This is a genomic window from Streptomyces sp. TG1A-8 (assembly GCF_030499535.1).
Classification (GTDB): Bacteria; Actinomycetota; Actinomycetes; order Streptomycetales; family Streptomycetaceae; genus Streptomyces.
In genome coordinates this window covers 956,796-981,995 of sequence record NZ_JASTLB010000001.1, presented here as the reverse complement: position 1 = coordinate 981,995, position 25,200 = coordinate 956,796, and the positions used below count along the sequence as shown (strand labels likewise).

At 74.7% G+C, this 25,200-nt stretch carries 18 protein-coding genes and 1 pseudogene; 4 read left to right on the top strand and 15 right to left on the bottom strand.

Features of this window, described 5'->3' with window-relative positions; translation table 11 throughout:
* Positions 1 to 71: 71 nt before the first annotated feature.
* Both QQY24_RS03880 and QQY24_RS03875 read left to right on the top strand, forming a co-directional pair.
* Positions 72 to 869: a 2OG-Fe(II) oxygenase gene (locus QQY24_RS03880; RefSeq protein WP_301971251.1), complete on the top strand. Its 798-nt coding sequence runs from the start codon at positions 72 to 74 to the stop codon at positions 867 to 869.
* A 339-nt stretch (positions 870 to 1,208) separates the two neighbouring features.
* Complete coding sequence (locus QQY24_RS03875) at positions 1,209 to 2,153, top strand: DMT family transporter (protein ID WP_301971250.1); 945 nt, start codon at positions 1,209 to 1,211, stop codon at positions 2,151 to 2,153.
* Between the two features lie 19 nt (positions 2,154 to 2,172).
* Here QQY24_RS03875 and QQY24_RS03870 read toward each other — a convergent pair whose 3' ends face one another.
* Together QQY24_RS03870 and QQY24_RS03865 are read right to left on the bottom strand one after the other, a co-directional pair.
* Complete coding sequence (locus tag QQY24_RS03870; protein ID WP_301971249.1) at positions 2,173 to 3,978, bottom strand: radical SAM protein; 1,806 nt, start codon at positions 3,976 to 3,978, stop codon at positions 2,173 to 2,175.
* Positions 3,979 to 4,212: 234 nt separating this feature from the next.
* Positions 4,213 to 5,703, bottom strand: a complete 1,491-nt coding sequence (locus QQY24_RS03865) for an FG-GAP repeat protein (RefSeq protein ID WP_301971248.1) — start codon at positions 5,701 to 5,703, stop codon at positions 4,213 to 4,215.
* Positions 5,704 to 6,029: 326 nt separating this feature from the next.
* Between QQY24_RS03865 and QQY24_RS03860 the strand changes: the two genes are divergently transcribed.
* Positions 6,030 to 6,266 (top strand): DUF3072 domain-containing protein, encoded by a 237-nt coding sequence (locus tag QQY24_RS03860; protein WP_301971247.1) that lies wholly within the window; start codon positions 6,030 to 6,032, stop codon positions 6,264 to 6,266.
* Between the two features lie 21 nt (positions 6,267 to 6,287).
* Here the strand turns inward: QQY24_RS03860 and QQY24_RS03855 are convergent, their stop codons facing one another.
* The 10 genes and pseudogenes from QQY24_RS03855 to QQY24_RS03810 all read right to left on the bottom strand — a co-directional run.
* Complete coding sequence (locus tag QQY24_RS03855) at positions 6,288 to 7,400, bottom strand: aminotransferase class V-fold PLP-dependent enzyme (RefSeq protein WP_301971246.1); 1,113 nt, start codon at positions 7,398 to 7,400, stop codon at positions 6,288 to 6,290.
* Positions 7,401 to 7,578: 178 nt separating this feature from the next.
* Positions 7,579 to 8,409 (bottom strand): alpha/beta fold hydrolase, encoded by an 831-nt coding sequence (locus tag QQY24_RS03850; RefSeq protein ID WP_301971245.1) that lies wholly within the window; start codon positions 8,407 to 8,409, stop codon positions 7,579 to 7,581.
* A gap of 228 nt (positions 8,410 to 8,637) precedes the next feature.
* On the bottom strand, positions 8,638 to 10,482 hold the full coding sequence (locus tag QQY24_RS03845) for a thiamine pyrophosphate-requiring protein (RefSeq protein WP_301971244.1): 1,845 nt from the start codon (positions 10,480 to 10,482) through the stop codon (positions 8,638 to 8,640).
* Between the two features lie 300 nt (positions 10,483 to 10,782).
* Positions 10,783 to 11,154, bottom strand: a complete 372-nt coding sequence (locus QQY24_RS03840; protein ID WP_301971243.1) for a zf-HC2 domain-containing protein — start codon at positions 11,152 to 11,154, stop codon at positions 10,783 to 10,785.
* Between the two features lie 112 nt (positions 11,155 to 11,266).
* The gene (locus QQY24_RS03835) at positions 11,267 to 11,998 is read right to left on the bottom strand and encodes a response regulator transcription factor (protein WP_301971242.1); all 732 of its coding nucleotides are present in this window, start codon (positions 11,996 to 11,998) and stop codon (positions 11,267 to 11,269) included.
* Positions 11,995 to 13,212: a sensor histidine kinase gene (locus tag QQY24_RS03830; protein WP_301971241.1), complete on the bottom strand. Its 1,218-nt coding sequence runs from the start codon at positions 13,210 to 13,212 to the stop codon at positions 11,995 to 11,997. Before QQY24_RS03830 ends, QQY24_RS03835 begins: the two co-directional genes overlap by 4 nt.
* A 189-nt stretch (positions 13,213 to 13,401) precedes the next feature.
* Positions 13,402 to 16,671 carry a formate dehydrogenase gene (gene fdh / locus QQY24_RS03825; RefSeq protein ID WP_301971240.1) on the bottom strand — a complete coding sequence of 1,090 codons (3,270 nt, stop codon included), beginning with the start codon at positions 16,669 to 16,671 and terminating at the stop codon, positions 13,402 to 13,404.
* A gap of 436 nt (positions 16,672 to 17,107) precedes the next feature.
* A complete protein-coding gene (nrfD, locus tag QQY24_RS03820) occupies positions 17,108 to 18,157 on the bottom strand; it encodes an NrfD/PsrC family molybdoenzyme membrane anchor subunit (RefSeq protein WP_301971239.1) in 1,050 nt (349 codons plus the stop codon).
* Positions 18,154 to 19,080 (bottom strand): 4Fe-4S dicluster domain-containing protein, encoded by a 927-nt coding sequence (locus QQY24_RS03815; RefSeq protein ID WP_301976133.1) that lies wholly within the window; start codon positions 19,078 to 19,080, stop codon positions 18,154 to 18,156. Before QQY24_RS03815 ends, nrfD begins: the two co-directional genes overlap by 4 nt.
* Before the next feature lie 621 nt (positions 19,081 to 19,701).
* Positions 19,702 to 20,118: pseudogene (locus tag QQY24_RS03810) on the bottom strand (pirin-like C-terminal cupin domain-containing protein); the annotation flags it as partial.
* A gap of 216 nt (positions 20,119 to 20,334) precedes the next feature.
* On the opposite strand from QQY24_RS03810, the gene QQY24_RS03805 reads away from it, so the two are divergent.
* Positions 20,335 to 21,831 (top strand): MFS transporter, encoded by a 1,497-nt coding sequence (locus QQY24_RS03805; protein WP_301971238.1) that lies wholly within the window; start codon positions 20,335 to 20,337, stop codon positions 21,829 to 21,831.
* 467 nt (positions 21,832 to 22,298) lie between these two features.
* Here the strand turns inward: QQY24_RS03805 and QQY24_RS03800 are convergent, their stop codons facing one another.
* From QQY24_RS03800 to QQY24_RS03790, 3 genes are read right to left on the bottom strand one after another with little or no spacing between them, the layout of a single operon-like run.
* Entirely contained in the window at positions 22,299 to 22,940 is a 642-nt protein-coding gene (locus QQY24_RS03800) for a lactate utilization protein C (protein WP_301971237.1), read from the bottom strand.
* Positions 22,937 to 24,412: a LutB/LldF family L-lactate oxidation iron-sulfur protein gene (locus QQY24_RS03795; RefSeq protein WP_301971236.1), complete on the bottom strand. Its 1,476-nt coding sequence runs from the start codon at positions 24,410 to 24,412 to the stop codon at positions 22,937 to 22,939. Before QQY24_RS03795 ends, QQY24_RS03800 begins: the two co-directional genes overlap by 4 nt.
* Positions 24,409 to 25,164: a (Fe-S)-binding protein gene (locus QQY24_RS03790; protein ID WP_301971235.1), complete on the bottom strand. Its 756-nt coding sequence runs from the start codon at positions 25,162 to 25,164 to the stop codon at positions 24,409 to 24,411. The genes QQY24_RS03795 and QQY24_RS03790 overlap by 4 nt, the downstream gene beginning before the upstream one ends.
* Between the last annotated feature and the right edge of the window lie 36 nt (positions 25,165 to 25,200).

Sequence of the window (25,200 nt, the reverse complement as noted above, 5' to 3'; positions counted from 1 at the left end):
GGATCACAGGTTCCACGGGCGGCCCGGCGGATATCAGGGAGGCCTACGCCGTACCGTCGAAAGCGAAGCACATGAGCGCATACGAGACACTCCAGCTGCCCGGCGTCGCCGAGGAGGATCCGTCCGGCGCAGCCCGTTCGCCCGGTGCCTCCCGCGGCCCCGCCGATGGCACACTCACCGCGCCCCGCGGCCTCGACTGGGCCGTGCTGAGGGCGGAACTGGACGCCGAAGGAGTGGCGCTGACCCCACCGCTGCTGACGGACCAGCAGTGCGCGGAGCTCCGGGCGCTGTTCGACGACCCCACGCGGTTCCGCAGCACGGTGGTGATGTCCCGGCACCGCTTCGGCGAGGGCCAGTACCGCTGCTTCACCCGGCCCTTGCCCGAGGTGGTACAGGCACTGCGGCAGCAGCTCTACCCGCCCCTCGCCCGGATCGCCAACACCTGGGCCGAGCGGCTGGGGGAACCGGGTTTCCCCGCGCACCACGACGGCCTCGTGGCGGCCTGCGCCGCTGCCGGGCAGCACCGCCCGACACCGTTGCTGCTCCGGCACGGACCGGGCGGTTACGACTGCCTGCACCAGGACGTGTACGGCGACCTGACCTTCCCGTTGCAGGTGGAGGTCATGCTGGACCGGCCCGACGAGGACTTCACGGGCGGTGAGAGCGTGTTCGTGGAGCAGCGGCCGCGGGCCCGCTCCCGCCCCGTCGTCAAGCGGCCCCAGCGGGGCCAGGCCCTGGTCTTCGCGGTCAGCGGCCGCCCGGTTCGCTCGGCGCGCGGCCACAGCCGCGTGATGCTGCGTCACGGTGTGAGCGCCGTGCACAGCGGGCACCGCCACGCCCTGGGCGTGATCTTCCACGACGCCCGGTGACCGCCCGGAACGCCGCCACGGTGACGACGCGCCGTCCGGCTCGGAGGACCACCGGACAGGCCGGGCAGCTCATTGCCGGCACCCCCTGACACCCGCCCGCCCTCCGTCTCCGGCAGTGCCGCGCACCCCGGCACCCGGTGATCGGGAAGCGGGCGGGCGGCGTGCTTCCCCGCACCGAAGCCGGCCCGGGGTGCGCGTCCGCGCGGTACGCGGTGCGGGCGGGCCGGCGTCTGCCCCGGCTGACCGGAAAGCGCGGGTGCCCGGGGTGCGCGTCCCTACGATGCTCGCGGCGGTCGCCGACTGACGGACCGTCATCCACGACGGTGGGCTGGAGGGCATGTGGACGCTCAGGGGACGCGAGCCGACGCCGTGGCGTCGGGACACGGGCACGGCGCGGCGACGCATCCGGCGCGCCGGCTCAGGGCCACCGGGATCGGTGCCGGGGCCGTGCTGCTGTGGGCGTCACTGGCCCTGTTCACCACGCTGACCGGGCGGATACCGCCGTTCCAGCTCACCGCGATGGCGTTCGCGGTCGGCGGGATCATCGGACTGCCCCGGGCGGTGCGCGGTGGCGCGGCCCTCGCCCGCACGGTGCCCCGCGGCGCCTGGGCGCTCGGCGTCGGCGGCCTGTTCGGCTACCACTTCTTCTACTTCCTGGCCCTGCGCAACGCCCCCGCGGTCGACGCCGGCCTCATCGCCTACCTGTGGCCGCTGCTGATCGTCGTGCTCTCCGCCCTGCTGCCGGGCGAGCGGCTGCGCTGGTGGCACGCGGCCGGCGCGGTGCTCGGACTCGGCGGCACCTTCCTGCTGGTCACCGGCGGGCAGGGCGTCCACTTCCGCGGGGAGTACCTGCTCGGATACGCGGCCGCCGCCGTCTGCGCGGTGGTGTGGTCGGCGTACTCGGTGGTCAACCGGCGGTACCCGGGGGTCCCGACGGACGTGGTGGCGTTCTTCTGCCTGGCCACCGCGGTGCTCGCGGCCGTCTGCCACCTGCTGTTCGAGGAGACGGTCCGGCCCGACGGCGGGCAGTGGCTCGCCGTGCTCGCCCTGGGCCTCGGACCGGTCGGCGGTGCGTTCTACGTCTGGGACCACGGCACCAAGCACGGCGACATCCGGCTCCTGGGCACCCTGTCGTACTTCGCCCCGCTCCTGTCCACCGCCCTGCTGATCGCGGCGGGACGGGCCGACGCGAGCTGGCCCGTCGCCGCCGCCTGCGTGCTGATCACCGGTGGCGCCGTGCTGGCCTCGGCGGACGCGCTGCGTGCGGCGCGCCGCCGGGGCTGAGCCCGCCGGCGGCGCCGCGTCAGGCGTCCACGGGCCAGGTCCCCCGGCGGACCATTTCAGTCACCTTGTCGGCGCCGTTGGCACGCACCAGCAGCTCCAGCCGCATGCGCTCGATGTCCTCGGCGCTCCACTTGTCGGTCGCCATGGTCGCCTTCTCGTGCGACCAGCCGTTGTCGTAGTGGCGCACGACGTAGTCCTTCTGGAAGTCCCACATCTTCGTGCCCGGCAGCGGGGTGACGATGAAGGGGTTGGCGTACGCCATCCCGTGGCCCATGAGCGTGACCGCGTAGTCGATGGTCTTCTCGATCTGTTCCATCGACTCGACGTACGGTTCGCCCCCGGGCCGCTCGGGCGGGTTGACGAAGCCGAGCATGAAACCGCCGGTGACCTGGATGCCGTACTCCGTGAACATCTCCACGATCTCGCCGGTGGCCTGCTGGATGGCGTTGAGCCGGGGCTTGCCCGACTGCTCCAGGCTGTCCTCGTTGGCGCTCTCCACGGCGAGGTAGACGCTGTAGCAGCCGCCGTCGGCCATCGCCTTGATCAGGTTCCGGCAGGTGAGTCCGGAGCGCATCGCCGCGAGGACGTTGCGGAAGTTGGGGTTGCGCCGCTCGGCGTCGTCCATGCCGTTCGCGAACCCCTCGCCCAGGTGCAGCAGGACGAGGTTGAACAGGCTCAGACCGCCCTCCTCCACCCACGGCAGGTCGTGCTTGCGCAGCAGTTCGAAGACCCGCATCGCGTACAGCGGGTCGTGCAGCAGGTGGTCGTCCTCGATGAGCACCTCGGTCACGCCCTGCTTGGTGATCTCGGCGAGGTGCAGGTCGAACCAGTCGGTGCCGAGCGCTCGCCACGGGCCGTTCACCATCGGGATGTAGCAGAAGTCGCAGCCCACGTTGCAGCCGATGGTCGAGAAGATCTGCGCCCAGGAGCCGTGGTCGCGCACCCGCTTCCCCGACGAGTGGTACGCCTGCTCGTACTGGCGCATGTCCAGCATCCCGAAGTCGGGCAGCGGCATCATGCCGAGCCGCTGGTCCAGCCCCTGCTTCTTCGGCAGGATCCGCATGTACGGCGACCTGGCGGTGGTCCGGACCACCGCCAGGTCGGCCCGCCGGTAGGCGACGCCGGGCACGGCGTCGATGTCGCCGCCCTCCTCGGTCAGCGCCTGCAGCAGCGCGGTGAAGGTCTGGTCGGCCTCGTTGATGACGACGTGGTCGAAGGGGGAGTCCGGCACGGCGTACCGCCAGTCGCCGCTGGGGTGGGCGCCGCCCGTGACGGTCACGATCGCCGGGTCGATGTCCTTGACCAGGTCGGCGAGGGCGCGCGCGTTGCCCCACTGGACCGTGTAGATGCACTGGATGCCGACGACGTCCGGCTCGAACTCCTCGATGATGCGACGGAGTTGCGAATCGTCGAGGCCGTAGCGGACCAGGTTGCCGCCACCGCCGAGGTCGACCAGCCGGTGTTCCTGCTCCCAGCCGGCGAAGGGGGAGTCGACGATGCGGACGTCGAAGCCGGCCAGGCGCGCGTTGGTCGCGATGCGCAGCAGGCCGATCGGGGTGCCCGCCCGCTTCATGACCTCGAAGGTGTTCAGGCCGAGCGCCCGGAAGCTGCTCCGCTCGGGGGAGGGTTCCACGACCCGGGTGTACGAGGGCACGACGAGCAGGACGCGGGGCGCCTCGCCGCGGGCGCGCCGCCGGGTGCCGGAAACCGACGTGCGCAGCGAGGGCCTGCCCAGGTGCCGCAGCGCCGGCCGCTGCGGGGCACTGGAGAACTTGACGGACGGGTTCTCGATGAGCACGGGTGAAGGGGGAACGGTCTGCGTCACGAGCGCTCCTTCTGACCGATGCGAACGGGAGTTCGTTGGGTCGTATCGTGACCTGTCCCACAATCCCGGGAGTGCCGTTTCCTCGCGAATGGCGTGAATCGGCGCCCGGCCGGCCGCGGCCCGACCGGATCGGGTACCGGACCCCGCTCCGGACGGCCCGGCCACCGCGGTGCCGGGACCCGGGCGCCCGCCGGGGCGTGGCACCCGTGCCACCGCAACGCGGGGCGGGCCGGCTCATTCGTCGATCGCCGCGCCGAAGCGTGCGCCGGTGCCCGGCGCGGCGAGCGAACCGCCGCCGTACGACCACGAGCCGCCGGCCACGACCCCGGCGGCGGACGCGGGCAGGAGCCAGACCACCCCGTCGGAGGTGTTCTCGCCGGGCGCGGCGGCCAGCAGCTCGCAGCGGCCGTCACCGTCCGTGTCCGCGAGCCGGACCTGCCCGCCCCAGCGGTCGCCCTTCTCCGCCGTACCCGGCACGCCGGCCGAATCCTGGTGGAAGGACACCGCGCCGACCGCGGTCAGCCCGCCGGCCGAACCGCGGAGCACCACCACGGCACCCGCGTCCGGCACGGTGCCGACGTCCTCGCCGGGCGTGCCGACGGCCAGGTCGGCGTAGCCGTCGCCGTCGACGTCGGCCAGGGACACGTCGGCGCCGAAGGCGTCGCCGAGTTCGGCGGTGCCCGGCACACCGGCGGTGTACTGGGCCCACACCTGTGCCGGGGTGCCCAGTTCGTCCACGTCCTCGAATCCCCCGGGGCCGCCCGGGTAGACGAGGACGGTCCCCCCGGTGAGGGGCTCGTAGACGTCCTCGGGACGGTCGGGCCTGCCGTGGACGAGGTCGTCGTACCCGTCGCCGTTGATGTCCCCGGAGGCGGTCGCCGGGCCTCCGGCCAGGTCACGTGCGTACGCCAGGCCTCCGGCACCGCCCGCGTACACGGCCGACCGTCCCGTCCCGTCCTCCTCCAGGCTGCGGCCGGACACGACGAGGTCGGCGTCACCGTCACCGTCGTAGTCGCCCGTGGTCAGCGATGCCGGCTGGATGCGCTCACCCCCCGGAGCACCGGTGGTGTCGATGCGGCCCGCCGCCTCCAGGGCCCCGGCGCCGTAGGCGAACAGGTCCGCGCCCTGCCGGTCCGCCACGGCGAGGACGACGCCCGGTGCGGCGCCGGTGAACCGCGCGGCGGCGACGGCCAGGCCGAACCCGGCGCCGGCCCCGGGCGCGGCTGCCGCGAGGGTGACGCTGCGGGCGGCGCCCAGTCCGGCCGCCGAGCCGAACAGCACGGTCACCCGGCCCGCGTCCTTCAGCGTGCCGATGTCCTCGCCCGGCGCGGCGACGACCGCGTCGTCGTAGCCGTCGGCGTCGAGGTCCCCGGTGGCCACGGCGGTGCCGAAGCCGTCGCCGGCCTCGGCGGTGCCGGGGACGCCGGGGGTGTCCTGGCCGAAGACGGCGGTCCGCCCCCTGCGCGTGCCGGTGGCGGTGCCCACGCCGCTTGCGGAACCGTACTGGACGGTGACGTAACCGGCGCTCCCGTGGCCGCCGTCGGTGCCGCCCGGGGCGCCGGTCAGGACGTCGTCGTAGCCGTCGCCGTCGAAGTCGCTGTCGCGGTCGGCGGCGTGCGTGCCGCCGGACGCGGCCGCGAAGGCGCCGGGCGCCGTGGTGACGGCGGCCCCGGTCAGCAGCAGGAAGGAGGCGGCGGCGACGGTCGCGGAGCGCCTGTGCGTCATGGTGTGTCTCCCCTTGTCTCGTCCAGGTGTGGCCCGTGGTGGGGTTGGACCCGCGAGGACCGGCGTGAGTTGTGGTCGGCCGGGCCGGTTGTGGCGAGGCGGTGCAGCGGCGGGCGGCCCCGTACGCCCGGCGGTCCTCGAACGCCTGCGGACCGGGGACCGGGGACCGGTGACCGGTGACCGGTGACCGGTGCCGGGACGGGGACGGGGCGCCGGCCGGCGCCCCGTCCCCCGGACGGCGGAGGCCGGGGGAGGGGAGTGACGCGGACGGTGTGATCCCGGGGCCCGGGGTGGAGACGGGTGGGGAAACGGGGTACCCGAGGGACATGAGTGAAGCGAACCCGGACAAGGCCGTGGAGGACTGGGCGACTGGCGGGGAACCAGCCACCGGTCCGCAGCTGAGTTACCTGAGCACCCTGGCCCGTGAGGCGGGCGAGGAGGTCCCGCAGAACCTCACCAAAGCGGAGGCGTCGCGTATGATCGACCGCCTGCAGCAGGCTTCGCCCCGCGTCGGGGGGACGGGATCCCCGGCCGGCGGAACGGCCGACGAAGCGGGTACCTGACCGCCGCCCCGCCGGCCGGGTTCAGGCGCGCAGCGACGACAGCGCGGCGGCGACCCGTTCGCACGCCTCCGGCGGGGTCGAGGCGTGCGGGGAGAACCTGAGCGAGTCGGTGCGCACCGTCGGAGTGACCCCCTCGGCGTGCAACGACTTCGCGACGAGCGACGGGTCGTGGCCCGGCACCGTGAAGGAGAGGATGCCCGCGCGCCGCGCCGGGTCGGTGGGGGAGAGGATCCGGCCGCCGTGCTCCCGGACCACCTCGGTGAGCTGGGCGATCCGCGCGGCGATCGCGGTCTCGATCGCCGCGACGGTGTGGCGCTCGACGAGGTCCAGCGCGACCGCGAAGGCGGCGGCCGTCACCGGGCTGAGATGGGTGATCGACCACCGTCGCGCGTCCGGGGCCGGCGGGTGCTCCCTGCCGTCGAAGAGGCCGGCGTCCTCGACGCCCGTCCAGCCGGTGAGGACCGGCTCCAGGCGTTCCAGCGCGCGCTCGGACAGTGCCGCGAAGCCGGTGCCCCATCCGGCACGCAGCCACTTCTGGCCGCCCGCGACCAGCACGTCGGCCGCCTCCCAGGGCATCTCGGTCACGCCGAACGCCTGGATGGCGTCCACGACCAGGAGCCGGTCCGGTCCGATCGCCTCGCGCAGCGCCGCCAGGTCGGCGCGGAAGCCGGTGCGGAAGTCGACGGCGCTGACGGACAGGGCGACGACGTCGTCGGTCAGGGCGGCGCGCACCAGGCCGGGGGTGACCCCGCCGCCGGGCGCCGGGTCGAGCCAGCGCGGCGTGGCCCGGCCCAGGTCCGAGGTGCGGCGCCACGGGTAGTGGTTGGCGGGGAAGTCGGTGCGCGGTGCGAGGACCACACCCTCCCGGATGCCGAGGGCGGCGTGGAACAGGCCGGTGGACGCGTTCGGGAGCAGCACGGTGTGCCGGACGTCGGTGCCCGCGAGGCGGGCGGCCGTCTCCCGCGCGGTTCCCTCCGCGCGCATCAGGCCGTCCACGGTGGTGTGGTCGGCACGGGCGGACTCCGCCGCGGCCCGCGCGGTGGCGGACACCGCGTCCCGCGACGGCGGACCGAACCGTGCGAAGTCGAGGTACCCGGCGGGCGTGTCGAAGTGGGCTGCGTACGACGTGAGCACGGGGCTCGTCCTTTCGAAGCGGGGCGGCGCGGTGGCGGGCGGCGCGACGGCTGCGCCGCCCGAGAGCGGGGCACGGGTCCGCGCACGACAACACCCGCCCCGTCCCGGCGTGGCACGGGGCGGGGCGGCGGTGTCCGGCCCGTCCCGCGGGTCCCGGCCGGGACCCGCGGTGGGGTCCTCATTCCTGCAAGAAGGCCAGGATGTCGGGATTGAGGATCTCCGGGTGGGTGGACAGCATGCCGTGCGGAAGCCCCTCGTAGCTCCTCAGGGTGCCGTGCTTCAGGAGTTCGACCGACAGCGGGGCCGAATCCGCGTACGGCACGATCTGGTCGTCGGTGCCGTGCGCGACGAGGACCGGAACGTCGATCGCCTCGAGGTCCTCGGTGAAGTCGGTCTCGGAGAACGCCTTGATGCACTCGTAGTGGGCGTTGGCCGCCCCCATCATCCCCTGCCGCCACCAGTTGTCGATCAGCCCCTGCGAGACTTCGGCGCCGGGACGGTTGAAACCGTAGAACGGACCTGACGGCACTTCGATGTAGAACTGCGAACGATTGGCGGCGAGGGCGGCGCGCAGTTCGTCGAAGGACTCGATCGGCAGGCCGCCGGGATTGGCCGCCGACCTGACCATGACCGGCGTCACCGCGCCGACGAGCACCGCCTTCCCGACACGGCCCGACTCGGCGCGCGCGACGTAGCGCGCGACCTCACCGCCGCCGGTCGAGTGCCCGACGTGGACGGCGTCCCGCAGGTCCAGCGCCTCGGTCAGCGCCGCCACGTCCGCGGCGTACGTGTCCATCTCGTGGCCGGTCCCGGTCTGGGAGGAGCGCCCGTGCCCGCGCCGGTCGTGGGCGATCACCCGGTAGCCGTGCGCGAGGAAGAACAACATCTGGTTGTCCCAGTCGTCGGCGCTGAGCGGCCAGCCATGGTGGAAGACGATCGGCCGGCCGTCGCGCGGACCCCAGTCCTTGTAGAAGATGCTCGTGCCGTCCTGGGTGGTGATCGTGCTCATTGCTGATCCTTCCGGGTGAACGGCCGAAGCGGCCCGAATGGCTGGGGCGGCGGGGCGGAAGCCGTGCGAGCGCGGCAGGTCAGGCCGGTCCGGCGGGGGCACTCGCTGCCCGGAGGCCACGCCCCGGTCCACCGGCAGCCACGATACGCGCGGGCCCGGCGTGCCTCATCTCCTGGCCGCGGCTCGGCGCGGCACCGTCCTCGCCGACTGCCCCGGGCGTCGGGCGCGTCACCCGTTCCCTGCGGAGCTGTCGTGCCGGCCGGCGCCGGGACGGTCACCGCGGTGGCGGCCGCCCGGCAGCATCTCCTGCACCTTGGCCTTGATGCCCTGCCGGACCATGGACCCGCGGTCGCTGTCGCCGTGCAGGATCGCGGAGGCGGCGGCCTCGATCTGGTCCAGGGAGGCGTGCGGCGGGATCGGCGGGACGGCCGGGTCGGTGCGGAAGTCGATGACGAAGGGCCGGTCGGCGGCCAGGGCCCGGTCCCAGGCGGCCTCGACCTGCTCGGGCTTGTCCACCCGCACCCCGTCCAGGCCGATGAGCCGGGCGATCCCGGCGTAGGGCAGGTCGGGGACGGCCTGCGACTCCTCGAACTGCGGGGCGCCGGACATGGCCCGCATCTCCCAGGTGACCTGGTTGAGGTCGCCGTTGTTCAGCACGGCCACGATCAGCCGCGGGTCGGACCACTCGTGGTGGTACTTCGCCGCGGTGACCATCTCCATCATGCCGTTCATCTGCATGGCGCCGTCGCCGACCAGGGCGATGGCCGGACGGTCGGGGTGGGCGAACTTCGCGCCGATGGCATAGGGCACACCGGGTCCCATGGTGGCCAGGGTGCCGGACAGCGAACCCCGCATCCGGCCGCGCAGCCGCAGGTGGCGGGCGTACCAGTTGGCGGCGGAGCCGGAGTCGGCGGCGAGGACGGCGTCGTCGGGCAGCCTGCCGTCCAGGGCGTGCACCACGTACTCGGGGTTGAGCGGGTCGGCGTCCACGGCGGCGCGGCGCTGCATGACCTCCCACCAGCGGGCGACGTTCTTCTCGATCTTCTCCCGCCAGGCCCGGCCCTCCTTGCGGTGCAGGCGCGGCAGCAGCCGCTGCAGGGTCTCGCGGGCGTCGCCGACGAGGTTCACCTCGAAGGGGTAGCGCAGGCCGATCATGTGCGGGTCGATGTCGATCTGCACCGCCCGCGCCTGGTCCAGCTCCGGCATGAACTGCGTGTACGGGAAGCTGGAACCGATCATCAGCAGGGTGTCGCACCCCTGCATCAGCTCGTACGACGGGCGGGTGCCCAAAAGGCCGATGGAGCCGGTCACGTAGGGCAGGTCGTCCGGCAGCACGTCCTTGCCCAGCAGGGCCTTGGCCACCCCGGCGCCCAGTACGTCCGCCAGCCGCTCCACCTCGTCGCGTGCCCCGCGGGCGCCCTGCCCGATGAGGACGGCCACCTTCTCGCCGGCGTTCAGCACGTCCGCGGCCCGCTGGACGTCCTCGTCGGCGGGCACCGGGGCGTAGCGGCCGAGGCCCAGGCTGGACGGCACCATCTTGAACGCGTGGGTGGGTGGACTGTAGTCCAGCTCCTGCACGTCCGCCGGCAGGATGACCGCGGTGACGGTGCGCCTGGCGTACGCGGTGCGCACCGCCCGGTCGATGAGGTTCGGCAGCTGCTCGGGCACCGTCACGGTCCCGCAGAACTCCGAGGCGACGTCCTTGTACAGGCTCTGCAGGTCCACTTCCTGCTGGTAGGAGCCGCCCATGGCGCTGCGGTCGGTCTGGCCGACCAGCGCCACGACGGGCACGTGGTCCAGCTTGGCGTCGTAGAGCCCGTTCAGCAGGTGGATCGCGCCCGGTCCGGACGTGGCCGCGCACACCCCCACCCGGCCGGAGAACTTGGCGTAGCCCACCGCCTGGAAGGCGGCCATCTCCTCGTGCCGGGCCTGGACGAACTTCGGCTCGTTCCCCGCCCGCCCCCAGGCCGCCAGCAGACCGTTGATGCCGTCCCCGGCATAGGCGAAGACATGGTCCACACCCCAGTCGCGCAGCCGTTGCAGGACGTGGTCGGACACCTTCGTGCTGGCCATGGGAACTCCGTTCTGGTCCTGCGCACCGGGCGGCCGTCCCCGGCTGCCCGCTTCGCCGGACCACGGGGTCCGGGACGCCGGTGCTCCATGGGTAACCGGGCGGGCACGGAGGGAAACGTCGTCCCCGGTGCGTCGCCCCCGCGGGTCCGCTCCACCCGCGGACGGCCGGGGCGGAGCCGTCACCGCCGGTTCCGCGGCCGCACACCGCCCCGCCGGGGACGCCCAGTCCCACCGGGCCACCGACCACCTGCGACACGGGCGGACGCCCCCGGAACGCCGTCCGGGGGCCGGCCGGGCCGGTCATGCGGCGGCTTCGCGGGCGCGGCCGTCACCGCACCGGGGGCCGCCGCCGGCCGCCGCCGTCCTGCTGACCCACTGGGGCAGGGTGAGCGGTACGGGCCGGTGCGGCCTGCGGTGACCGGGCGACGGCGGGCCGCCGCGGCCGGCCGGGGCGGCGGCGCGCAGGGACGACAGGTGCGCGGCCACCCTCGCCAGGCAGTCGTACTCGTCCCGGCACCTGCCGCACGACGCCAGGTGCGCCCCCACCGCGGCCGCCTCGCCGGGTGCGAGGGCGGCGAGCGCGTGTCCGGCCAGCAGGTCGCAGACCGTGCGGCACTCCGCCACGGCCGTCTTCTCCTCGGTGTTCCTGGTGGGACGGTGAGTCTCGGTCATGGCGGGAACCTCCGTTCGTGGTTCCTCCACCCTCGCCCGGGAACGGCCCCCGGCGCATCGTCCGCGCGCGGCGATTCCGGGGTACCACGCCTGCGGTATCCGGGCCGCCGGCCTACCGCCGGAACGGGCCGCGGCACCCCGTACCAGCGCTCACGCCGGCATCCCGGGACGGCTCCTCCCGGGATGCCGGACTGACCAGTCCGCACTGGTACGCGATGACCACCAGCTGGGCGCGATCGCGCGCCGCCAGCTTGGTCATGGCCCGGTTGACGTGGGTCTTGGCCGTCAGCGGGCTGACGAACAGGCGCTCGGCGATCTCGTCGTTGGACAGGCCCAGCGCGACGAGGCCGGTGACGTCGCGTTCCCGCGGTGTCAGGCACTCCAGCCGTTCGTGGACGCTGCCCGGACAGGGGTCCGGCTGGGCCAGGAACCGGGTGATCAGCGCCCGGGTCGCCGTCGGCGACAGCAGCGCCTCCCCGCCGGCGACCGTGCGGACGGCGTCGAGCAGCTCCTCGGGCCGCGCCCCCTTGCCGAGGAAGCCGCTCGCGCCCCCGCGCAGTGCCTCGGCGACGTGCTCGTCGTCCTCGAAGGTGGTCAGGACGAGCACCTTCACGCCCGTGAGGTCCTCGGACGCGGTGATGCGCCGCGTCGCCTCGATGCCGTCCATCTCCGGCATGCGGATGTCCATCAGGACCACGTCGGGGTGCCGGGCGCCGGCCAGTTCGACGGCCTCGCGCCCGTCGGACGCCTCGCCCACGGTCTCCATGTCGTCCGTGGCGTCGAACAGCATGCGGAAGGTGCCCCGCAGCAGGGCCTGGTCGTCGGCGAGCAGTACGCGGATCATCGTGCCCGTCCCTCCGGCTCCCGTGCCGGGCCGGGGTGGCCCGGGTGCAGCGGCAGCTCCGCGGCCACGGTGAAACCGCCCCCGGGGCGCGGTCCCGCCGTCAGCGTGCCCCCGACCGCGGCCGCCCGCTCCCGCATCCCGATCAGCCCGTGGCCGGCCCCGGGGTGGGAACGGTGCGCTCCGGCGGGCCCGTCGTCCTCGACGGTGATCGTCAGCCGGTCGCGGCCGTGGTGCAGGAGCAGCCGGGCACAGCCGGCGCCGGCGTGCTTGCGCACGTTGGTCAGGGACTCCTGCACGATGCGGTACGCGGCCAGGTCGACCGCCGGATCCAGCGGTTCGGCGGTGCCGCGCCGGACGTGGCGCACGGTCAGCCCCGCGCGTTCGAAGGAGGCCAGCAGGGCCGGCACCTGCGCGAGGCCCGGCATCGGGTCGCGGGGGGCCACCGGATCGTCGGACTGCCGGAGCAGGCCGACGGTCGCCCGCAGCTCGTCCAGGGCCGAGCGGCTGGTGTCCCGGATGTCCTCCAGCGCGGCCACGATCCGTTCCGGCCGTCTGTCCACCAGGTGGACGGCGACGCCCGCCTGGGCGTTGATCAGGGCGATGTGGTGCGTGACGATGTCGTGCAGTTCGCGTGCGATCCGGACGCGTTCGGCCGCCACCCGCTGCCGCGCCTCCTGCTCGCGGGTGCGCTCGGCGTGCTCCGCCCGCTCCTCCACCGCCGCCACGTAGGCCCGGCGCGAGCGCACCCCGTCCCCGACGGCGGCGGCCAGACCCGTCCAGGCCAGCATCGCGGCCTTGTCCGGGTTCAGCCACGACGCCGGGTCCCCCACCGCGGCCGCGCCCACCAGGACGCCCGCCGAAACGGCCGCCGCGCTGAAGGCCGTACGCCGGCCGGTGCGCACGGCCACGGTGTACACGGACACCAGGACCGGGCTCGTCACCAGCGGACTCTGCCGGAACCCGAGCAACTGGAAGACCACCCCGCAGCCGAGGGCGAGGGCCAGTACGCCGAACGGGTGACGATGGCGCCACAGCAGCACCAGGCAGCCCACGGCCGCCGGCACGACGGCGGACCACCGCAACAGGAACTCGTGCCGGTGCGGCTCGGCCGAGGCCGCCACGACCGACAGCACGAACAGCACGGCCGCGCCCATGGCCTCCGCCGCGCGGATCCGGGCCCGCGCCCCGGACCACCCCTCGTCGATCACCGCCATGGCACCACCGTAGGGCGGGTGGACGAAACGGGCATCGGCACGGCTACGGCTCCCACCCGCCATCGCCGCGGGAGCGGGCAGGGGCGGACGGACGGCCGGCCGGGCACCGCTCCCGCCGCGCTCCACCGGGCCCGGCGCCGGCCGTCCCCGGGCGCACCGCCGTACGGGTGAGCCCCTGGCGCACGGGGGTCACGGCCCGGTGCCCGTACGTTCGTCGATGCCCGCCCGGGCCCGGTACGCCCGCACCAGCTCCACCGACGCCGGACCGCGGGGGCGGCGGCCCGGACGGATGTCGACGGCGAACGCCTTGGTCTCCTGGATGTGGGTGTTGGGGTCGAGGGACAGGTGGAGCAGTTCGTTGGCCGCGTCGCCGGTGCTGTAGCCGTTCGGGCCCCAGTGGTAGGGCAGGCCGACCTGGTGCAGGGTGCGGCCCCGCACCCGCAGCGGCGCCATCCGGTCGGTGACCAGCACCCGCGCCTCGATCACCCCCCGGGCGCTGACGATCGTCGCCCAGCCGGTGTGCTCCAGCGCGCGTTCGGCGGCCAGCTCGGGGGAGACCTCGCAGAAGAACTCCGGCTGCAGCTCCGCGAGGTAGGGCTGCCACCGTGACATGCCGCCCGCGGTGTGGTGCTCGGTGAGCCGGTAGGTGGTGGCGACGTACGGGAACACCTCGGCGCCGGGCTCGTCGCCGCTGGGCTGGTAGCGGTTGTCGGGGTGCGGGCGCAGCAGTTGCCGCACCGGGTTGCGCTGCTGCTCGTACAGCAGGTTGGGGAACGGCGAGTCCTGCGGCTCGTAGTGCGCGGGCAGCGGCCCGTCGACGATGCCGGAGGGCACGTACAACCAGGCCTTGCCGTCGGCCTGCATGATGAACGCGTCGGTGCCCGACAGGGCCTCCGGGCCGGTGGCGTCCGCGGGCGGCTCGTGATCGGGGGACCTGTCCTTCCTGAAGTCCGGGACGTCGTGGCCGGACCACTCGCCGCCGTCGCCCTTGTCCGGGTCCCACCACACCAGCGCCTTGCGTTCGCTCCACGGCCTGCCGTCCGGGTCGGCCGAGGCGCGGTTGTACAGGATGCGGCGGTTGGCGGGCCAGGCCCAGCCCCACTCGCCCGCCACCCAGTTCTGCTCCCCGCCGGGTTTGCGGCGGGCGGCCTGGTTGACGCCGTCGGCGTACACCCCGCAGTAGATCCAGCAGCCGCAGGCGGTGGAGCCGTCGTCGCCGAGCTGCTCGGAGGAGGCCAGCGGGGCGCCTTGCGCGTCGTGGCCGTTGATCTCGGCGAGGACGGCCTCCGCCTCCGGTTCGGCGTGCTCGTCCCTGGTGGGGTAGTCCCAGGTCAGGTCGAGCAGCGGGCGGTTCATCGGATCGGTGGACGCGGCGAGCTTCTCGCGGAGGATGCGTCCGAGGTGGTAGGCGAACCACAGGTCGCTGCGCGCCTCCCCGGGCGGCGGGACCGCCTGGTGGTGCCACTGGAGCAGCCGCTGGGTGTTGGTGAAGCTGCCCTCCTTCTCGGTGTGGGCGGCGGCCGGCAGGAAGAACACCTCGGTGCCGATGTCCTCGGTGCGCATCTCGCCGGTCCCGATCTCCGGGCCGTCCTTCCACCAGGTGGCCGACTCGATGAGGGAGAAGTCCCGGACGACCAGCCAGTCGAGGGCGGCCATGCCGAGGCGCTGCAGCTTGGCGTTGGCGGAGCCGACCGCGGGGTTCTCGCCGATGAGGAAGTACCCCTTGCAGGTGCCCTCCAGCTGGGCCATGACCGTCTCGTAGGTGGAGTGGGAGCCCGTCAGCCTCGGCAGGTAGTCGAAGCAGAAGTCGTTGTCCTCGGTGGCGGCCCCGCCCCAGTACGCCTTGAGCAGGCTGACGAGGTAGGCGCGCATGTTGCCCCAGTAGCCCTTGTGGGTCGCCTCGGCCTCCACGAAGGCGTCCAGGCCCTCCTGCTGGTGCGCGTGCGGCATCGGGATGTAGCCGGGCAGCAGGTTGTACAGGGTCGCGATGTCCGTGGAGCCCTGGATGGAGGCGTGTCCGCGCAGGGCGAGGATGCCGCCGCCGGGCCGGCCGATGTTGCCGAGCAGCGTCTGAAGGATGGAGGCGGCGCGGATGTACTGCACGCCCACCGTGTGCTGCGTCCAGCCGACCGCGTAGGCGAACGCGGTGGTCCGCTCCCGGCCGGAGTTCTCCGTGATCAGCTCGCACACCTGGCGGAAGAGGTCCTGCGGCACGCCGCAGATGTCCTCGACCATCTGCGGGGTGTAGCGGGCGTAGTGCCGCTTGAGCACCTGGAAGACGCACCGCGGGTGGGTCAGCGTCTCGTCCCGCTCGGGTTCGCCCCCGCCGATGTCGGCGCCGCCCGCTCCGTGGCTCTCACCGCGTGCCGCGTCCTTCGCCGGGCTGCTGCCGCCGGTGCGCCTGCCGTCCCCCTGGTCGCGTTCGCCCGAGGCCGCCCGGGCCTCCGCCCCCGCGTACTGCCAGCTGCTGTTGTCGTAGGTGCGGCTGCCGGTGTCCAGGCCGGAGAAGAGGCCGTCGAGGTCCTCGGTGCCGCGGAAGTCCTCCCGCAGGATCACCGGCCCGTTCGTGTAGGCCACCACGTAGTCGTGGAAGTGCTTGTCGTTGCGCAGCACGTGGTTGATGATCGCGCCGAGGAACGCGATGTCCGAACCCGCGCGCAGCGGCACGTGCAGGTCCGCGAGCGCACTGGTGCGGGTGAAGCGCGGGTCGACGTGGATCACCTTCGCGCCGCGGGCCTTGGCCTCCATCACCCACTGGAACCCGACCGGATGGCACTCGGCCATGTTCGAGCCCTGGATGAGGATGCAGTCGGCGTTCTGCAGGTCCTGCTGGAAGGTGGTCGCGCCGCCGCGTCCGAACGAGGTTCCCAGACCGGGAACGGTGGAGGAGTGTCAAATACGCGCCTGGTTCTCGATCTGGATCGCTCCGAGCGCGGTGAACAGCTTCTTGAGCAGGTAGTTCTCTTCGTTGTCCAGCGTGGCCCCGCCGAGGCTCGCGAAGCCGAGCGTGCGCCGGGTGCGGGCCCCGCCGGCCTCCCACTGCCAGCCGGCCCGGCGGGCCTCGATCACCCGGTCGGCGATCATGTCCATGGCCGTGTCCAGGTCCAGGCGTTCCCACTCGGTGCCGTGCGGACGCCGGTACAGGACGTGGTGCTCGCGGGCGGCGCCGGTGGTCAGCTGCAGGCTGGCCGCGCCCTTGGGGCACAGCCGACCGCGCGAGACGGGGGAGTCGGGGTCGCCCTCGATCTGCGTGACGCGGCCGTCCTCGACGTACACGTTCTGGCCGCAGCCCACCGCGCAGTACGGGCAGACGGACCGCACCACCCGGTCCGCGGAGGCGACCCGGGGCGTGAGCCGCGCGCTGGCGCCGCTCCGGGCGGCGGCCCCGCGGCCCAGGGGATCGGTCCCCGTCAGCTGGCGGTAGACCGGCCAGGAGTCGATCCAGGTGCGTACGCCCATCACGCCCGCCCTTCCCGGTGGTGCCCGGTGCCGTCACGGGTGCCCGGTCCTCCGCCGTTCAGTCGGACCGGCGCCGTCTTCCCCTGCGGGACATCCTGCCGCAGCCGCGCGGACGCGGCACCTCGGAGGCCACGCGCCTGCCGCACCGGCCGGGACGAGGGGGTGCGGGAGCTGCCCCGTCCTTCCCCGCCGGGGTCGCCGCGGGGCACCCGCCGCGGCGCGGGCCGGACCGTTCACCGCGCGGACGGACCGGAGGCGTTCCGGACGGAAGGCGCGGTGCCGGCGCGGCGGGGCCGCGCACTCCCGCCGGGCCGCGGGCTGCCGGCCGGGGACTGCCCCCGGTGCCGGCACGGGACGGCCCCCGCCGCGCCCGCCGGTGTCCTGCCGGCCCACGACCGCCACCCGCCCGACGCGGCCGGCACGGCGCCGGGCCGCGTCAGGAGTCCGTCCGGGGGGCGCCGGACTCCCCGGACCGTGACCGTGCGGCCAGCCGTTCCCGCTGGGGCACGACCGTGTACCTGGGGTCCTCGGCCGAGGCCACCCCGGCGTGGAAGATCCCGAACCGCAGGGCCGCGGAACCGGCCAGCAGGGCCGCGCCCGCCACGGCGGCGGCCGGCCGGCTCCGCCCGCCCGCGCGGGCAGCCAGGGCGGCGCCCCCGACCGTGAGCGCCTCCGCGGCACGCAGCAGCGCGTGCGGCCTGCCCTGCCCGAAGGGCTCGGCCGCCAGTCCCATGCGCCGCTTCATCAGCCGGAAGCAGCCCAGTTCGAGCGCGGCGCCGAGGACGGCCAGGCGGCGCGCGGGGCCGGTCTGACCGGTCGGGGTGCAGGCCAGGGCGAGTCCGGCCGCCGCGGTGGCACCCGACCCGGCGAAGACGTAGGGCATCTCGCGGTGGCCCTCGTGCCACGACGGCACGGCGGTGTCGCAGATCAGCACGGCGGTGTAGGTGGCGACGGCCGGGCCGAGCACGGCGGCGGACGCCGTGGCGGCGGCACCGGCCAGGCGGTGACGGCCGGCGACGTCGGCGGCCGCGGCGGCCAGCGTGAGCGGCGCGTAACCCGCCAGCAGCCACGACCCCACGCTCATGGGGGAGGTGGGCTTGAAGACGCGGAGCATGTTGACGAACCGGGCCGGGCGGCCCAGGTCGTGCACCAGCGCGACCAGCGAGAGGGAGATCGCACCCGCCGCTCCCAGCTTCGCCGTCCGGGCCAGTGCCGGCCGGGCCGTGGCGTGCGCCCCGGCGGCCAGCAGCGAGGACGCGCCCGCCAGACCGCCCAGGTACAGGTATCCGGCGATGTCCAGGGGCTTCCACGTCGGTCTGTTCAGGACGGGTCTGCCGTAGTACGAGGAGAACTCCGCGTCGGGCACCACGGCCCGCTCGCCGCGCCCGCGGCGCCGCCGTCGACGCCCGGCCTGGGCGCCGGTGGGGGCGTCGCGTCCGGGCCGCGCGTTCTCCACCCCGTCGCCCGTGACGTCGGATCCGGTCACCGGGGCCTCCCGAGGAACGTGACGGCGGCCAGCGCGGCGAGCGAGGCGGCGGCCGCCGCCGCGTGCCGCCACATGGCGGGCAGGTCCCGGGTGGTGACCACCGGGTCCGGGGGCAGGCCGTAGACCTCGGGTTCGTCGAGCAGCAGGAAGAACGCCCCGTCGCCGCCGACGCCGTCCCGCGGGTCCTCGCCGTACAGGCGCGCGTCCGCGACGCCGGCCGCGTGCAGCTGGGCGACCCGGGCGGCGGCCCGCTCCCGCAGCTCGTCCAGGGCGCCGAACTGGATGGAGTCGGTCGGGCAGGACTTGGCGCAGGCGGGTTCCATGCCGACGCCGAGCCGGTCGTAGCACAGGGTGCACTTCCAGGCCCTGCCGTCCTCCTCGCGCTGGTCGATGACGCCGTACGGGCAGGCGGGCACGCAGTAGCCGCAGCCGTTGCAGACGTCCTCCTGGACGACGACCGTGCCGAACTCCGTGCGGAACAGCGAGCCGGTCGGGCACACGTCCAGGCAGGCGGCGTGGGTGCAGTGCTTGCAGACGTCGGAGGACATCAGCCAGCGCAGCTCGGTGCGCCCGTCGGGCGCGAGCGGGGAGACCTCCCCGGCGGGCGCGGCGGGCGCCGGCGCGCCGCCCGGTACGGGCGTCGTCGCCCCCGGGCCGGGGGAGGCGGGGGAGGCGCCCAGACCGCGGGCGGCGGCGAACACGTCGACGTCCTCGTGCCCGACCCCGGGTTCCTGCCCGCCCAGCGGCTTGCGCTGCTCGATGAACGCCACGTGCCGCCACGTGCTGGCGCCCAGCCCCTGGGTGTTGTCGTAGGACATGCCGGTCAGTTCCAGGCCGCCCTCCGGCACCGCGTTCCATTCCTTGCAGGCCACCTCGCACGCCTTGCAGCCGATGCACACCGAGGTGTCCGTGAAGAAACCCATGCGGGGCGGGGCGTCGGTGTACCCGGCCGCCCGCGCCACGTCGGGCTGCGGGCCGGACGGCCGGTCGCCCCGCACCGCGGTCCCGTCCGCCCCGGCCGCTCGCGCGGCGGTGTCATCCGTCATGTGCGAACCTCCTCGCTCGCGCGCCGTCCGACTCCTCCGCCGTGCCGGGACGGAAACGGAACGTCAGGGGGACACCCGCGGCCAGGAGCGCCGGGAGGCCGTGCAGGGCGGTCCCGCCGGGCGGGAACGACCGGCGGCCGGGAAACGCCCCGGGCCGGAACCCCTCGCCCGCGGAGGGGACCGGGGGACGCCTGCCGGGCGCGCTCACCGCGCGCCGCGGGCCGGGCCGCCCCGTCCTCGTGAGACACCGTCACGGTGGTTTCACCTTCCTGCCGCCCGGTCCCGCGGCCGCGCCGCGGCCGGCCGCTCACCGCCCGTTCCGAGCTTGGCACGGGTGCCCCCGCCGCGCGCGTCCTGGGCGCCGAGCACCCGTTGACGGGGACGGTCCGAAGGCACCCCGCCGCCGCCGTCGCCGAACGCGACGGCGACGCGCCGCGGCGGTCCTGACGCTCCCCGGGCGGCCCCGCCGCAGTGGGCCGGACGTCCGGGTTCCGGAGGTCAGCGCACCCTTCCCCGCGGCTTCAGGGGCACGGGCGGCAGTTCCGGTGCGGGCAGCGGGGCCCCGTCGTAGCCCTCGACCCTGCCGAAACGGCTCCCCCGCATCCAGTCCTCGCGCGCCCGGACGATCTCCTCCTGGGAGCGGGCGACGAAGTTCCACCACACGAGCAGTTCCTCGGCGAACGGTTCGCCGCCCAGCAGCATGATCCCGGCGTCCGACTCGACGCGCAGCGGGAGCTCGTCCCGGCCGCAGCCGAGGTAGAGCATCGAGCCCGGCAGCACCGGTACGCCGTCCACGTGCACCTCGCCGGACATGGCCAGCACGCCGTACTCGAAATCGGGTTCGAGGGGCAGCCGGGTCTCGGTGCCGCGGGCGAGCGCGAGGTCGGCGCCGACGATCGGGGTGAACGTCGTGCCGGACAACCTAGCGGCCGCCCGCCGCCGCTGCCGAACGGGTCCGGCCGCGGGGGGGCCGGCCGCGGTCCTCCCCGCACACCCGTCCGGGGTCCGGTCCGGGGCCCCGGGCCCCGGACCGGAGGGGCGGGGCCGCCCCCATCCTGCTTGCTTAAGTCAATCAACTGACCTACATTCGGGTCGACCGTCAGACCGTGTGTTCTTCGTGGAGGCCCGATCATGTCCCCTGCGCAACCCCGGCCCGCCGAGACGGGGGAGACCGCCGCGGCACGCCCGAACGTCGTCGTCGTCGTGCTGGCCCTCGGCGGGATCGTGGTCTCGCTGATGCAGACCCTGGTCATCCCGATCGTGCCCGAACTGCCGCACCTGCTGCACGCCCCGGCCTCGGACGCGGCCTGGGCGGTCACCGCCACCCTCCTGGCGGCCGCCGTCGCCACGCCCGTCATGGGCCGCCTCGGCGACATGTACGGCAAGCGCCTGATCCTGCTGGCCAGCCTGGCCATGCTGGTCATCGGCTCGGTCACGGCCGCGCTCAGCGACTCCCTCGCCCCGATGATCGTCGGCCGGGCGCTGCAAGGCCTCGCCTCCGGCGTCATCCCGCTCGGCATCAGCATCATGCGCGACGAGCTGCCCGCCGAACGGCTCGGCTCCGCCACCGCGCTGATGAGCGCCTCCCTCGGTGTCGGCGGCGCCCTCGGGCTGCCCGCGGCCGCGCTCATCGCCGACCACTTCAGCTGGCACATGCTCTTCTGGACCTCGGCCGGCCTCGGTGTCGTCGCCGCCGTCCTCGTCCTGCTGCTGGTCCCCGAGTCGGCGGTGCGCACCGGTGGCCGCTTCGACCTGCCCGGCGCCCTCGGCATGGCCGCCGGCCTCGTCTGCCTGCTGCTCGCCATCTCCAAGGGCGCCGACTGGGGCTGGGGCAGCGGCACCACGCTGGGCCTCTTCGCGGCGGCCGTCGTCACCCTGCTCGCCTGGGGCCGCTACGAACTCGGCGCGAAGCAGCCCCTGGTGGACCTGCGCACCACCGCCCGCCGGCAGGTCCTGGTCACCAACCTCGCCTCGGTCGCCTTCGGCTTCTCCATGTTCGCCATGTCCCTCGTCCTCCCGCAGCTGCTGCAGCTGCCCCGGGCCACCGGTTACGGACTGGGCAAGTCGCTGCTCGACGCGGGCCTGGTCATGGCCCCGACCGGCCTGGTCATGATGGCGATGGCGCCCGTGTCCGCCGTCATCTCCAGGAAGTGGGGCCCGAAGGTGACCCTGATGTGCGGCGCGGTGATCGTGGCCGCCGGTTACGGGCTCAGCGTCGTGATGATGGACGCCGTCTGGAAGCTGCTCGTCGCCTCCTGCGTCATCGGCGCGGGCATCGGCTTCGCCTACGGCGCCATGCCCGCGCTCATCATGGGCGCCGTGGACCCGTCCGAGACGGCCGCCGCCAACAGCCTCAACACCCTGATGCGGTCCATCGGCACCTCCACCGCCAGTGCCGTCGCGGGTGTGATCCTCGCCCAGATGACCACGTCCTTCGGCACGGTAAGGCTGCCCTCCGAGAACGGCTTCAAGGTCGTCATGGCCATCGGCTCCGGCGCGGCGCTCCTCGCCCTGCTCGTGGCCGCGTTCATCCCGCGCCGGACCGCGCCGCTCCCGGCCGGGGCGGCCGCGGGGCCGGCCGGGCCCGCGGCGGAGGTGTCCGCGCGGGGGACGACGGGCCGCGTGTAGGCGCGGCGGGCCCCGGGGCGGCGGGAGGGGGGACCGGTGACGCGCTCACCGGCCCCCCTGCCGCCGCCGCACCCGGTCGTCCGGGTCCGTTCGGCGGTTTCCCGGCGACCGGGCCGGCGGAGGCCGGGTTCCGGCCGGCCACCCGGGCACGAGCGGCCACCACGAGCGGCCACCACGAGCGGCCACCACGAGCGGCCACCACGAGCGGTGCCCACGGCTGGTGCCCACGGCCCGGCCGCGTCCGGCGTCCGGCACCCCGGACACCTCCGGCGTGACCCGGGTCCGCGGCCCCTGCCCCGGGCCGGCCGTACCCGGTGGCGCGATCGGGGCGGACGGGCCCGCACCGGCCCGCCTCCTCCGGCTCCCCGCCCACCGCGTGCCGCGAGGGACGGGCCCGGGGGACCGCCCCGGTCGGCCCGGTCCCGCCGGACCCGGCGGGCCCCACCGGCAGCGGCCCGCCCAGCCCGTCAGTCCACCAGCACGACCTCCAGCGTCCGCGGCCCGTGGACGCCCTCCACCCGGTCCAGCTCGATGTCGCTCGTGGCCGACGGACCGGAGATCCAGGTCAGCGGGCGGGTGGGGGAGAGGCGGGCGAGGGCCTGCGGCACGGAGGCGACCACCTGGGAGGGCACCCGCACCACGCAGATGTGGTGGTCGGGCACCAGGCTGATGCGGCGGCGGCCCTGGTCCGGGCCGCCGTCCAGGACGATCGTGCCGGTCTCGGCGACCGCCACCGCACAGCCCGTGACCACGCTGTCCACCCGGTCCAGCTCGGCCGGGGTGCTCCCGGGCCGGTCGGCGACCCGCACCACGTCCGCCTCCGCCAACCACCGCGATGCCGCTCCCGGCGGCACGAGCACCGTGCCCGCCCCGCGCCGCGCCAGCAGGCGGGCGATGAGGGAAGGCAGTTCGGCCCGTGCGCAGCGGTGCACGACGGCCCGGTAGTCCGCCAGGTTCTCGGCCAGCAGGTCCACGTTCTGCCCGGCCGTACGGCCGCCGTGCTCGCGCAGGTAGTCCCGGCCCACCGCCTGCGCGTAGGGCCGGTCGTCCCGCGGCACGTCCGCGAGGGCGCGCCGCACCCGGCCCAGGATCCGTTCCCTGCTGCTCATGTGGCGTCCTTCCCCCCGTGCGTACGCTGCCACCAGTCCCGGAACGGCTCCGCCGGCACGGCCGGCAGGTCCCGGGTCCCGCTCCACGCCCGGCCGGGGCCCGGCAGGGTGCGCGGGTGCAGCCGGCGGGTGCGCGAGGCGAGCCGCTGCCCCGCGCGCAGCGCGCCCGGGCGGGCCAGCGCCCAGCGGGCCGCCCGCATCGCCGCCCGCTCGGCCGCGTGCCCCCGGGCCGGCTTCAGCACCACCTTGTTGCCCTCCCGGACCGCCGGACCGCCCTGAACGACCCGCTCCCGCAGGTGCACCAGCACCTCGGGGATGTCGATCGCCACCGGGCACACCTCGTAGCACGCCCCGCACAGCGAGGACGCGTACGGCAGGGAGGCGTCGATCGCGCTCGCCGTGCCCCGCAGCTGGGGGCTGAGGATGGCGCCGATCGGGCCCGGGTAGACCGAGCCGTAGGCGTGCCCGCCCGCCCGCTCGTACACCGGGCACACGTTCAGGCAGGCCGAGCAGCGGATGCAGCGCAGCGCCTGGCGGCCGACCTCGTCGGCGAGGGTGTCGGTGCGGCCGTTGTCCAGCAGGACCAGGTGGAACGCGCGCGGACCGTCGTCGTCGGCGGTGCCGGTCCACATCGACGTGTACGGGTTCATCCGCTCGGCCGTCGAGGAGCGCGGCAGCGTCTGCAGGAAGACCTCCAGGTCCTGCCAGGCCGGCACCACCTTCTCGATCCCGACGACCGAGATCAGCGTCTCCGGCAGGGTCAGGCACATCCGCCCGTTGCCCTCGGACTCCACGACCACCAGCGTGCCGGTCTCGGCGACCATGAAGTTGGCGCCGGAGATGCCGACCCGGGCCCGCAGGAACTTCTCCCGCAGGTGCAGGCGGGCCGCCTCGGCGAGTTCGGCGGGCGTGTCGCCCAGTCCCTCGGGAGCCGGCCGGCCCCACCGGCCCATCTCGGTGCGGAAGACGTCCCGGATCTCGCCCCGGTTGCGGTGGATGGCCGGGACCAGGATGTGCGAGGGCCGGTCCCTGCCCAGCTGCACGATCAGTTCGGCGAGATCGGTCTCGTAGGCGCGGATGCCCTCCGCCTCGAGGGCCTCGTTGAGCCCGATCTCCTGCGTGGCCATCGACTTGACCTTGACGACCTCCCTCTCGCCGGTCTCCTTGACCAGCCGGGTGACGATCCGGTTGGCCTCGTCGGCGTCGGCCGCCCAGTGGACGGTGCCGCCGGCGGCGGTGACGGACTCCTCCAGCTGCTCCAGGTAGCGGTTGAGGTGACGCAGGGTGTGGTCCTTGATCCGCTTGCCCGCCTCCCGCAGCTCGGCCCAGTCGGACACCTCGGCGACCGCCTTGGCCCGCTTGGCCCGGATGGTGTGCGTGGCGTGCCGCAGATTGCCGCGCAGGACCGGGTTGCCGACGGCCTCGCGCGCCGCCTGCGGGAACCCGGGCATGCCGACGAACGTGGTGCTCATGCCGCCGGGTCCTCCTCCGTGCTCGCCAGGATCTCCGCGATGTGCACCGGCCGCAGGTCCGTCCGCAGCCGGCTCATCGTGCCGCCGATGTGCATCAGGCAGGAGTTGTCGGCCGCGCACAGCACCTCGGCGCCCGTGGACCGCGCGTTGCGCACCTTGTCCGCGCCCATCGCCGCCGAGACGTCGGCGTTCTTCACCGCGAACGTGCCGCCGAAGCCGCAGCACTCCTCCGCGCCCGGCAGCTCGACCAGCTCCAGCCCCCGGACCGCCCGCAGCAGCCGGCGCGGGCGGTCGCCGAGGCCGAGGCCCCGCAGGCCGTGGCAGGTGGGGTGGTAGGTCACCTTGTGCGGGTAGTGGGCGCCCACGTCCGTCACCCCGAGCACGTCGACGAGGAACTCGGTCAGCTCGTACGTCTTGGGCACCACCGGGGCCAGGACGGCCGCCAGGGTGTCCCCGCGTCCCTCGGCCCGGGCCCGCTCGCCCAGGCGCGGGTACAGCTCGCGCACCATCGCCCCGCACGACCCGGACGGGGTCACGATCGCCTCGTACGGGGCGAAGACCTCGGCGAAGTGCCGGGCCAGCGGCTCGCTCTGGTGCCGGTAGCCGGTGTTGTAGTGCGCCTGTCCGCAGCAGGTCTGGGCCATCGGGAAGTCGACCTCGACGCCCAGCCGCGTCAGCAGGCGCACCACGGCGCGGCCGGTGTCCGGATAGAGCGTGTCGTTGACACAGGTCAGGAACAGGGCGACACGCATCGCGGCTCCTCGGGGTCGGTCGTCGGGCGGGTGGGG

What these genes read in the sequence shown, in the direction of transcription:
- QQY24_RS03845 (WP_301971244.1), bottom strand. Translation starts at nt 10,482, where the DNA reads ATGGCCAGCACGAAGGTGTCCGACCACGTCCTGCAACGGCTGCGCGAC.
- QQY24_RS03790 (WP_301971235.1), bottom strand. Translation starts at nt 25,164, where the DNA reads ATGCGTGTCGCCCTGTTCCTGACCTGTGTCAACGACACGCTCTATCCG.
- QQY24_RS03805 (WP_301971238.1), top strand. Translation starts at nt 20,335, where the DNA reads ATGTCCCCTGCGCAACCCCGGCCCGCCGAGACGGGGGAGACCGCCGCG.
- QQY24_RS03860 (WP_301971247.1), top strand. Translation starts at nt 6,030, where the DNA reads ATGAGTGAAGCGAACCCGGACAAGGCCGTGGAGGACTGGGCGACTGGC.
- QQY24_RS03795 (WP_301971236.1), bottom strand. Translation starts at nt 24,412, where the DNA reads ATGAGCACCACGTTCGTCGGCATGCCCGGGTTCCCGCAGGCGGCGCGC.
- QQY24_RS03840 (WP_301971243.1), bottom strand. Translation starts at nt 11,154, where the DNA reads ATGACCGAGACTCACCGTCCCACCAGGAACACCGAGGAGAAGACGGCC.
- QQY24_RS03835 (WP_301971242.1), bottom strand. Translation starts at nt 11,998, where the DNA reads ATGATCCGCGTACTGCTCGCCGACGACCAGGCCCTGCTGCGGGGCACC.
- QQY24_RS03815 (WP_301976133.1), bottom strand. Translation starts at nt 19,080, where the DNA reads ATGGGTTTCTTCACGGACACCTCGGTGTGCATCGGCTGCAAGGCGTGC.
- QQY24_RS03865 (WP_301971248.1), bottom strand. Translation starts at nt 5,703, where the DNA reads ATGACGCACAGGCGCTCCGCGACCGTCGCCGCCGCCTCCTTCCTGCTG.
- QQY24_RS03800 (WP_301971237.1), bottom strand. Translation starts at nt 22,940, where the DNA reads ATGAGCAGCAGGGAACGGATCCTGGGCCGGGTGCGGCGCGCCCTCGCG.
- QQY24_RS03830 (WP_301971241.1), bottom strand. Translation starts at nt 13,212, where the DNA reads ATGGCGGTGATCGACGAGGGGTGGTCCGGGGCGCGGGCCCGGATCCGC.
- QQY24_RS03880 (WP_301971251.1), top strand. Translation starts at nt 72, where the DNA reads ATGAGCGCATACGAGACACTCCAGCTGCCCGGCGTCGCCGAGGAGGAT.
- QQY24_RS03850 (WP_301971245.1), bottom strand. Translation starts at nt 8,409, where the DNA reads ATGAGCACGATCACCACCCAGGACGGCACGAGCATCTTCTACAAGGAC.